This window comes from uncultured Empedobacter sp. (genome assembly GCF_937930195.1).
GTDB lineage: Bacteria > Bacteroidota > Bacteroidia > Flavobacteriales > Weeksellaceae > Empedobacter > Empedobacter stercoris.
The window spans coordinates 1-10,930 of record NZ_CALGVK010000181.1 but is presented as its reverse complement, the minus strand read 5'-3'; the positions used below and the strand labels follow the sequence as shown (position 1 = coordinate 10,930).

The following is a 10,930-nucleotide window of genomic DNA, read 5'->3' as shown; positions in this document are numbered from 1 at the left end:
CGTCTTCACTTTTTATACGTTTGGAAGTAGTACCATTTCGTGAATTAGAATTATCACTTTTTTCATTTTTTGAATAGCCTAAATGTGCTTCAAGCTCGCCATGGAGCATAGCTTCTAATAATTCTGAATGTAGTTCTTTTAGTAATTTACTAAGGTCTTCTTGTGTTTTAACGCCTTCCAATAAACCTTGATCTTTGATCATTTTGCCGACAGATTTCTTCATAACAAACTTGTTTTATAAATGTAATTAAAAAAAATAAAGGTGAGTTATAATAACCCACCCTATTTTATGTTTACACAATTTTTTGGATACTGCCAATAAATGTAGCGACTTTATAAAATAACAAAAAGAAAAAGTTGGTCTGTAGTTTGATTTATTGTGAATATTTTTGCACTCATTTCATATAAAAATTTTTTCGAATAAAAATTCTATTTCCTATACTTTTTATTTCATCAGTTTTATGATTTATAGATTTTTGACAAAAATTTTCAAAAGCATGAACTATAATAGAATCTTTTTTGTAAACATACATAATAGGCTCTCGTTTTTTCTTTATTACAGTATCACCTATTTTTATATATTTACTAATTCCAATCCAAGACCTATTTTGTGTAGATAGAGTTTCTATCTTTTTTGTTTTTAAACTCAGACCTTCTATAAAAACTTTTGGAAAAGACTGCTCTTTTGTTAAATTTTTTGTTACAATTATATTGCTTTCAAGATTATTAATATCATCATAAAATCTCTCACAATTATCACATGAGATAAAAAACAATATTATCATTATAAGAATCCCAAATTGGATATATTTAGAAAAGAATATTTTCATATTTAATGTAAATCATAAATTTAACAAAAAAACCCTTTCTAAAAACATTCAGAAAGGGTTTAAAAAATTATTTTAAATCTGTTAGTTCGCTGTTTCAGTTTCTTCTACAGATTCTTCTTTTTGTGCATTTGGTAATTCACCTTTGAACAAGAACGAAATAATTTCTTTGTTCACTGTATCTAACATTCTTTGGAAGATATGGAAAGACTCTTGTTTGTAAACAACCAATGGATCTTTCTGCTCGTAAACTGCATTCTGAGACGTTTTACGTAAATCATCAACATCACGTAAATGCTCTTTCCAGTTATCATCGATTAAACTTAATACAACCGATTTTTCGAAATCTTTGATTAATGTTTTTCCATGAGATTCGTAAGCTTCTTTCAAATCACAAACAACTGTCATTTGACGCAATCCATCTGTAAACGGGACTTGAATACGAGAGAACATATGACCTTGATTTTCGAAAACATTCGAAATAACAGGGAAAGCAGTTTCTGCAACATACTGCATACGTGCTTTGTAATCTGCAATTGCCGCGTCGTATGTGATGTTTGTTAACTCTTTTACAGATTTAGATTTAAACTCATCTTCTGTAACAGGAGTTCCCATTGTGAAGTATTTAATTAAATCTAATTCATATTGTCCAAAGTCTTCAAAATCTTTGTTTGAACTTACAACAGAAGCAGCTACATCATAAATCATGTTTGCAATATCTACTTCCAAACGATCTCCGAATAATGCATTGTGACGACGTTTGTAAATTACTTCACGTTGTTTATTCATTACATCATCATATTCTAATAAACGCTTACGGATACCAAAGTTGTTTTCCTCTACTTTTTTCTGCGCACGTTCAATTGATTTTGTAATCATAGAGTGTTCAATTACATCTCCATCTTTGTGTCCCATACGGTCCATTAATTTTGCAATTCGTTCTGAACCGAATAAACGCATTAATGAATCTTCTAACGAAACAAAGAATTGAGAAGATCCTGGGTCTCCTTGACGACCAGCACGACCACGTAACTGACGGTCTACACGACGAGAATCGTGACGTTCTGTACCAATAATTGCTAAACCTCCAGAATCTTTTACTTCTTTTGTTAATTTAATATCGGTACCACGACCAGCCATGTTCGTTGCAATTGTTACAGCTCCTGGTTTACCAGCTTCTGTTACAATATCAGCCTCGCTTTTGTGTAATTTCGCATTTAAAACGTTGTGATTAATACCACGCAATTTTAACGCTTTTGATAATATCTCAGAAATCTCAACGTTTGTTGTACCAACTAAAACTGGACGTTTGTCATCTTGTGATAAGCGAACAATTTCCTCGATTACTGCTTTATATTTTTCACGATTTGTTTTGAAAACAATATCATTTTTATCATGACGTAAAATAGGACGGTTTGTTGGAATAGAAACAACATCTAATTTGTAAATTTCCCAAAATTCACCTGCTTCAGTTTCCGCTGTACCGGTCATACCTCCTAATTTGTTGTACATACGGAAGTAGTTTTGTAATGTAATTGTCGCAAACGTTTGTGTAGCTGCTTCAATTTTTACATTTTCTTTCGCTTCAATTGCTTGGTGTAATCCATCAGAGTAACGACGACCATCCATAATACGTCCTGTCGATTCGTCAACGATTTTTACTTCACCATCAACCACTACATATTCGATATCTTTTTCGAATAAAGTATAGGCTTTTAACAATTGACTTAATGTATGAATACGCTCCGATTTGATAGAGAAATTACGGAAGAATTCTTCTTTCATTTTAAGAATTTCTTCTTTATCTTTTCCAGAGTTTTCAATTGCTCCAATATTTGTCGAAACATCTGGTAAAATGAAAAAATTCTCGTCTTCCATTCCTTTAGACAAATACTCAATTCCTTTATCTGTTAAATCTGATTGATTTTGTTTTTCATCAATTACAAAGTATAAATGCTCATCAACTTTTGGCATTTCTCGGTTGTTATCTTGAATGAAATGCGCTTCTGTTTTTTGTAATTGAGCACGAATACCATCTTGAGATAAGAATTTAATTAATGGTTTGTACTTCGGTAAACCACGATAAACTTGGTACAATTTGAAACCACCTTCTTTTGTATCTCCTTGTTTGAATAATGTTTTCGCTTCGTTTAATGTTTTTCCTAACATCTCACGTTGCATTTGGTATAGACGATCAATTTTTGGTCGTAACACATCAAATTCGTGACGATCTCCTTGTGGTACTGGACCAGAAATAATCAATGGAGTACGAGCATCATCAATTAATACAGAATCGACCTCATCGACAATTGCAAAGTTTAACTCACGTTGCACCAAAGCGTCTGGAGTGTTTGCCATATTGTCACGTAAATAGTCGAAACCAAATTCGTTATTTGTACCATAAACAATATCAGAAGCATATGCTTCGCGACGTCCTGGTGAATTTGGTTGATGGTTATCAATACAATCAACAGATAATCCATGAAATGAGAAAATAGGACGCATCCACGCCATATCTCGTTTTGCTAAGTAATCATTTACAGTTACCAAGTGAACTCCACGACCTGTTAAAGCATTTAAGTAAATTGGTAAAGTTGCAACCAAGGTTTTACCTTCACCGGTTTGCATTTCTGCAATACGACCTAAGTGTAAAGCAGAACCACCAATAAACTGTACATCATAATGTGACATGTCCCATGTTACTTGACGACCAGCAGCATCCCAAGAGTTTCTCCAAATAGCAGTGTTTTCGTCTTTTAATGAAACGAAATCATGTCCACGTTGAACTAATGTTTTATCAAAATCAGATGCAGTTACTTCTAAAGTTTCATTTTCTGTAAAACGTTTACCTGTCTCACGCATTACTGCGAAAGCTTCAGGTAAAATTTCTAATAAAATCTTTTCTTCAATTTCGTAAGCTTGTTTATTGATTTTATCAATTTCAGTATACAAGTCTTCTTTTTCTCCAAAATCTTCAGTTTCTTCTACTTTTTTCTTTAGCTCATCAATTTGAGCTTTCAGTTCTTTAGTAGCTTCTATTAATTGAGTTTTGAAACCTGTCGTTTTTTCTCTTAATTCATCTATAGTTAATGAACCAAGTGATTGACCTGCTTGATTGGCAAGGTCAACATATTTTTGTAATTCTTTTACGTCTTTTGCATTCTTATCACCTAAGAATCCTTGTAAAATTTTGTTTAAAATATTCATATTTTTCTGCGTTCTTTGTCAAAATTAGCCACAATATATTTGAGACTAATTAAGATGCAAATATACGTTAACTATGTTAGTTATAGATTATAGAATCGAAAAAAGCCCCAATTCGGGCTTTTTTATTTTAATATTCGTCCTCGTTCCAAAGGAAATCATCGTCCGTTGGATAGTCAGCCCAAATTTCTTCAATGCTTTCGTAAGAATCTCCTTCGTCCTCAATAGATTGTAGGTTTTCTACCACCTCCAAAGGTGCACCAGTACGAATTGCGTAATCGATTAATTCATCTTTAGTTGCTGGCCAAGGTGCATCACTCAAATAAGATGCTAATTCTAAAGTCCAATACATAGCTTATATTTTTTATTATTAGTAGAGATAATTAAACTCTAATTTGTTTTAAAATTCGATTTTTTGCAAATCAAATAATTTGCCAAAGTCAAACTGTCAGTCTTTATGTTAAAATTAAATTTTTTCGTTGTCTTTATTTATTTAATTTTATGCCTAAATATAACGAAAATGGACACGAATATAACAAAATTATTTGCAATAAAATATCCAATTATTCAAGGAGGTATGATTTGGAACAGTGGTTGGCGTTTAGCATCGGCTGTTAGTAATGCTGGAGGGCTTGGTTTAATAGGTGCTGGAAGCATGTATCCTGATGTTTTGCGGGAACACATAAAAAAGTGTAAAGCAGCTACTAATCATCCTTTTGGTGTAAATGTACCAATGCTTTATCCTAATATTGAAGAAATTATGCAGATAATTGTGGAAGAAGGTGTGAAAGTTGTTTTTACTTCTGCTGGAAATCCAAAAACGTGGACAGAAATTTTAAAAAAAGAAGGCATTACAGTAACGCATGTTATCAGTAGTACAAAATTTGCGTTAAAATCTCAAGAAGCTGGAGTTGATGCTGTCGTGGCAGAAGGTTTTGAAGCAGGTGGACATAATGGCAGAGAAGAAACAACGACTTTATGTCTTATTCCAAATGTAAAACGACAAATCGATATTCCTTTAATTGCAGCAGGAGGAATTGGTACAGGTTCTCAAATTTTGGCAGCTTTTGCTCTTGGTGCTGATGGTGTACAAATTGGATCTCGTTTTGCAGCTACGCAAGAATCGTCTGCTAATCAAGCTTTCAAGGAAGTGATTGTAAGTGCAAAAGAAGGCGATACACAATTAACATTGAAAGAATTGGCACCAGTACGTTTGATTAAGAATGAATTTTATAATCAAGTGAAAGAAAAATATCAACAAGGAACAACTGCGGAAGAGTTGAAAGCGCTTTTAGGTAGAGGTCGTTCTAAATAAGGAATGTTTGAAGGTGATTTGGTAAATGGTGAATTAGAAATAGGACAAGTTTCTGCATTAATTGATTCAATTCCAACTGTACAAGAAGTTTTTGATGATTTAATCTTAGGTTTCAATCAAGCGAAAGAAAATATTTTACGATTTTAATTCCAACTATTTTATATTTTTACAAAGGGTGCCTTTACACTGCCCCCAAAAGTGTCTAACTTTTTGGGGCTGTGTATATTGGTTGAGCTTTTTAAATTAAAAAACAATTAGAAAATACTTTAAATTCATTTTGTCTTGGTCAATTTCATTAATTTTGAAAAAAAGGATAGTGTATGCAAATTTTAGTAATCGAAGATGATAAGCGAATTAGCGATTTTTTAATCAAAGGACTAGAAGAAAATGGACATTTGGTTACGCTTTGTAAAGATGCAGAAACTGTTTTAGATGAATTTATTACGATTCAGTTTGATTTGATTATTTGTGACATTATGTTACCAAAAATGGATGGAATTCAGCTTGTACAAACACTTCGTTACAAGAAAATATTCACTCCAATATTGATGTTAAGCGCTTTGAATACAGTTCAAGATAAAGTATCTGCTTTAGATTATGGTGCAGATGATTACATTACAAAACCATTTCATTTCGACGAATTATTATCGCGAATCAAAGCTTTGACGCGCCGGAATCAGTTTCGTTCGCAAGAAGCTCCTGAAAATAAATTGATTTTTGATGATTTAGAAATTGATTTGGATCAATACAAAGTTTTTGTAAATAAAGAAGAAACAGAACTTTCTCCCCGAGAATTTAAGTTGTTGAATTATTTAATCGAAAATATAGATAAAACCGTTACTCGTATCCAAATTTTAAATGCGGTTTGGGGAATAACATTCGATAATCACACCAATGTTGTGGATGTTTACATTTCGTATTTGCGTAATAAAATAGAGAAAAATGATACGAAATATATTCACACGGTAAAAGGCGTTGGTTATATGTTTAAAGCCTAACTTATGAAATTAAAACACCGATTAGCACTTTATTCAGTCGTTATTTTCAGTATCATTATTCTGATTGTTTCTACAATTATTTACTTTTCTTTTTATACCGAAATGGAGAAAAAAGAGATCAAATCATTGCAGAATAAGACACTTTTGGCTTCTATTTATTATTTAGAAAAGGACGAATTACCTGTTTTAGAACATAATAATATCAAAAGTCAATTAGAGAAGACGATTTCCCGAAAAAATATTTTAATTGTTGATCATAACAACAAAAAATACAATGGAAATATGTCTTCTAATAAAGATATTTCAACCAATTTTATAGAAAATATTCGTGCCAATAAATCCGATTTTTTTACAAGTAAAGATTTCTTTTATAACGGAATTTTTTATCATGATAACGAAGGTGATTTTGTTGTAATCACGCGTGAATCTAAACAAGAATTTAACGAACAAATGCAATCGTTACTTCAAATTTTGATTTCGGTTTCATTGGTTGGGTTGATTTTTATTTATCTATTTTCTAATTTTTTAGGAATAATTGCTTATGAGCCGATCACAAAAATTATTGAACAAATAAAAGAGCGTGATGCGAAGAATTTCACTGAACCTTTAAAGCTCAATAGGTCGTATGCAGAAATTGAGGATTTAATCAAAACCTACAATCACTTTATTGATCGAATGGCGCAAACTTTTAATGTACAAAAGAATTTTATTGATTATGTTTCGCACGAGTTACGAACGCCAATTACTGCATTATTAGTGACTTTAGAGGTGACAAATCATAAAAAAAGAACGCTCGAAGAATACGAAAACGTAATTGTACAGCTGAAACAATATACGAATGATTTGCAAGAAACGTTAGACCAAATGATGTTACTTTCGGGAGCAAAAACGAGTTTTGAATTTAGTCAAATTCGGATTGATGAAGTAGTTTGGCAAGTGATTGAAAATGCTGTTTTGTATCATCAAGCACGTATAAATGTGGATTTACAAGTCGAAAATAATCAATTGTTAACCATTCAAGGAAATGAAAAATTATTAGAAGTTGCGTTGAATAATTTAGTAAGTAACGCGATAAAATATTCGAACAATCAACCGATTTTAGTACAGTTTTTGGAAATTAATCATCGTTTACAAATTCATATTTCCGATTTAGGAATTGGTATTTTAGAAACCGATATCAAACAAATTAAACAAAACTTTTTTCGAGGAAAAAATACGCAAGATTTTCAAGGAAAAGGCATTGGACTTTCGATGGCGAATATTATTTTTACACTTCATCAAATTGATATCGAAATTGTTCCGAATAAACCTAAAGGAACGATTGTTAAACTCATTTTCTAATCTACTTTTAATCTAACTTAAAACTCACCTTAATCTTACACTTTTACTTTTGAATTTTCAAAAAGAGTAGAAGTGAAGAAGATCTATTATACAGCAATTCCAATTGTTCTTGCGATACAAACACAGGCGCAAAACATAACGTTGGACAATTTAGAAGCAGCGTTTTTACAAAAAAATTATGCGCTTATTGCGAATAAATTCAATGTAGACAGAATTGATGCTGAAATTATTCAGGAGAAATTATGGCAAAATCCAACGTTGAGTATTTCTGAGGTTAATCTTTGGAAAACTTATAATGTAGAAGAACAGCCTTATTTATTCGGTAAATACGGGAAAAATCAACAAATTTCTGTCGAATTAGAGCAATTAATTGAAACCGCTGGTAAACGAAAAAAGCGTGTTGCGATTAAAGAATTAGAGAAGAGTTCTGCACTTTTTGAGTATGAGGAATTATTGCGTGAGCTGAAAAAAGAATTAAGACAAACATATTTTTCGTTAGCGCGTATTCAATCTGAAAAGAAAGAATTGCAAAATAGCGTTGATTTGTTTGAACAAATGATGACGCAATATCAGCGACAAGCAGATTTAAAAAATGTTCCGAAAGCAGATTTTTACAGACTTCAAACCGAATTAATAGGTTTACAAAAAGATCAAATTGAGCTAGAAAATCAAGAAATTGAATACATCAATAAACTTCGATTGTTAACGCAAAACTCAGATTTAAATGTAAATGAAATCGATTTTTCAAGATTCAATTCTCACTCCAAATCAATTCCATTTAATGCTAAACAATTAGCGAAAGAGCAAAATATAGCGTTAAAAAAACAAGAGAATGAAATCAATTTAGCTGAAAAACAATTGATTTTAGAAAAAGCACAACGTACACCAGATTTGGCTTTTCAAGTAAATTATGATCGAGGTGGAAATATTATGCGCGATTTTATTGGTGTTGGTGTAAGTATTGATTTACCGATTTTCAATACGAATAAAGGAAACATCAAAGCTTCTGAAATTTTACTGAATCAACAACAAATTACGAAAAATGCGCTACATTCTGAGTTAGATATTTCGATCGATCGACTTCAAAATCAAATTAGTCAATTGGATAAAGCACTTATTCAGTGGAAAAAATTGAATAATCAAGAGCAATTAACCATGATTGACAATTATAAAAAACATCTCCAAAATAAACAAATCACTTTACTAGAATTTATTGATTTTACGCAGGCTTATCGAGAATCTCAACAAGCTTATTTTGATTTGTTAGAGAATTATCAAAACACATTCGAAGAATTAAATTATATCGTTGGACAAGATTTATAAGATGATGAAAAAAACTTTATATTTTTTAGCTGCTTTTACCTTGTTTTTAAGTAGTTGTAACAAACAAGAACCCCAGAAAGAAGCGGTAAAAGAAGACAAATTTTGTTTGAACGAACAACTGAAAAAATCAACTGAAATTGTAGCTGTTTTAGAGCAGCCGATTCACGAACAATTAACCTTGTCAGGAAAAATTGAATACAACGAAAATGATTTGGTTGGTTTTAAAAGTTTGCTGCAAGGAGTGGTAGATAAAGTGAATTTTGAATTAGGCGATTATGTTCGTCAAGGTCAAGTTTTGGCAGTTGTAAAATCGAACGAAATACTGGATTTGGTGCAGCAAAAGCGTTATCATCAAAATCAAATGGATTTGATTCGAAAACAAATCAAGTCGAAAAAAGAATTATTGAATGATGGAATGGCTTCTCAGCCCGAAGTTACAGAGGCAGAACACGAATTACAATCAGCGCAAATTGAAATTGATAAAATCAATGCTACCTTGAAGATGTATCGTGCAGTTGGCAATGGTCAATTCCAGATTTTATCACCTAAAAATGGTTATATCGTTCAGAAAAACATGAGCGTTGGTCAATCTATTACTTCAGATTCAGATGAAAATCTTTTTTCTATTTCAAATTTAAAACAGGTTTGGGTAATGGTAAATATTTACGCCAATAATCTGCAATATGTAAAAAAAGGTGATGCTGTAAAAGTGAAATCTATGGCGTATCCTGATCGAATTTATGTTGGAAAAATTGATAAAATATACAATGTGTTTGATGAAAATGAACACGTTTTGAAAGCGCGTGTTGTGTTAGAAAATCAAGATTTGAACTTGATGCCAGGTTTGAGTGCAGATATTATTATCGATAAACAAAATATTATTGGAAATGCATTTGCGATACCAAACAAAGCCAAAGTTTTTGAAAACAACAAGGAATATGTGGTGGTATATAAAAATGATTGTACAATGGAAAACCGAAAAATTACGACGATTGGTCAGAATGAAGAATTCACATTTGTTAGCGAAAAGTTTGCTCCAAATGAGAAAGTTATTTCTCGAAACGCTCTAATGATATTTGAGGAATTAAATAAATAATAAATGAAAAAGTTAGTACAATCAGTCGTAACTTTTTCGTTACGAAATACAACCTTTGTTTTATTTGCTGTATTTGCATTACTCTTTGTAGGTATATTTTCTTTAAAACACACACCAATAGAGGCATTTCCAGATGTAACAAATACTAGAGCTCGTATTATAACACAATGGCCAGGAAGAAGTGCTGAGGAAATGGAAAAATTGGTGACTCTACCAGTTTCAAAAGTAATGAATAGTATTCCGCATAAATCAAATATTCGTTCTATTTCTCTTTTCGGATTATCTGTTGTTACTGTTCAGTTTGAAGATGGTGTAGATGATTTTTATGCACAACAATACGTATCGAATAAATTAAGTGGAGTTGATTTACCAGAAGGAGCTGATGCGGATATTGAACCACCTTCTGGTGCTACGGGAGAGATTTTTCGTTATGTGATCAAAAGTGATTTACCGATTAAGGAAGTTACAGCGATACAAGATTGGGTAATTGAGCGTGAATTACTTTCTGTATCTGGAGTTGCAGATGTTGTAAGTTTTGGTGGAGAAGAAAAAACATATGAAATTAAAATCAATCCGACAGAATTAAAAAATTATAATTTATCGCCTTTAGATGTTTACGAAGCAGTTTCTAAATCAAATATAAATGTAGGTGGAGATGTTATTCAGCAAGGAGATCAAGCTTATGTAGTTCGTGGTGTTGGTTTGTTAGATAAGATGGAGGATATAGGAAATATTACTGTTGCTCTAAATGGTTCTACACCAATTCTTATCAAAAATGTAGCAGATGTTGTTGTTTCAAATAAACCTAGATTAGGACAAGTTGGTT

Annotated in this window: 9 protein-coding genes and 1 pseudogene; 6 read left to right on the top strand and 4 right to left on the bottom strand. The window is 31.7% G+C overall.

What is annotated here, in order from left to right; translation table 11 throughout:
* The 4 genes from Q0616_RS10710 to Q0616_RS10695 all read right to left on the bottom strand — a co-directional run.
* Positions 1-223 (bottom strand): transposase (locus tag Q0616_RS10710; RefSeq protein WP_298776925.1); only part of this gene is annotated, 223 nt, incomplete at its 3' end.
* Positions 224-395: 172 nt separating this feature from the next.
* Positions 396-830, bottom strand: a complete 435-nt coding sequence (locus tag Q0616_RS10705) for a hypothetical protein (protein WP_298776924.1) — start codon at positions 828-830, stop codon at positions 396-398.
* 81 nt (positions 831-911) lie between these two features.
* Positions 912-4,034, bottom strand: coding sequence for a preprotein translocase subunit SecA (gene secA / locus Q0616_RS10700; protein WP_260542588.1), 3,123 nt, complete (start codon positions 4,032-4,034; stop codon positions 912-914).
* 127 nt (positions 4,035-4,161) lie between these two features.
* On the bottom strand, positions 4,162-4,383 hold the full coding sequence (locus tag Q0616_RS10695; protein WP_019976296.1) for a DUF2795 domain-containing protein: 222 nt from the start codon (positions 4,381-4,383) through the stop codon (positions 4,162-4,164).
* Positions 4,384-4,551: 168 nt separating this feature from the next.
* Here Q0616_RS10695 and Q0616_RS10690 point away from each other — a divergent pair.
* From Q0616_RS10690 to Q0616_RS10665, 6 genes and pseudogenes are all read left to right on the top strand, one after another.
* Positions 4,552-5,493, top strand: a pseudogene (locus tag Q0616_RS10690) (nitronate monooxygenase).
* Between the two features lie 173 nt (positions 5,494-5,666).
* A complete protein-coding gene (locus Q0616_RS10685; protein ID WP_298776923.1) occupies positions 5,667-6,344 on the top strand; it encodes a response regulator transcription factor in 678 nt (225 codons plus the stop codon).
* A gap of 3 nt (positions 6,345-6,347) precedes the next feature.
* Positions 6,348-7,685: a HAMP domain-containing sensor histidine kinase gene (locus tag Q0616_RS10680; RefSeq protein WP_298776921.1), complete on the top strand. Its 1,338-nt coding sequence runs from the start codon at positions 6,348-6,350 to the stop codon at positions 7,683-7,685.
* A gap of 72 nt (positions 7,686-7,757) precedes the next feature.
* Complete coding sequence (locus tag Q0616_RS10675) at positions 7,758-9,008, top strand: TolC family protein (protein WP_284583438.1); 1,251 nt, start codon at positions 7,758-7,760, stop codon at positions 9,006-9,008.
* Positions 9,009-9,012: 4 nt separating this feature from the next.
* Positions 9,013-10,104 carry an efflux RND transporter periplasmic adaptor subunit gene (locus Q0616_RS10670; protein WP_298776919.1) on the top strand — a complete coding sequence of 364 codons (1,092 nt, stop codon included), beginning with the start codon at positions 9,013-9,015 and terminating at the stop codon, positions 10,102-10,104.
* Positions 10,105-10,107: 3 nt separating this feature from the next.
* Positions 10,108-10,930 (top strand): efflux RND transporter permease subunit (locus Q0616_RS10665; protein ID WP_298776917.1); only part of this gene is annotated, 823 nt, incomplete at its 3' end.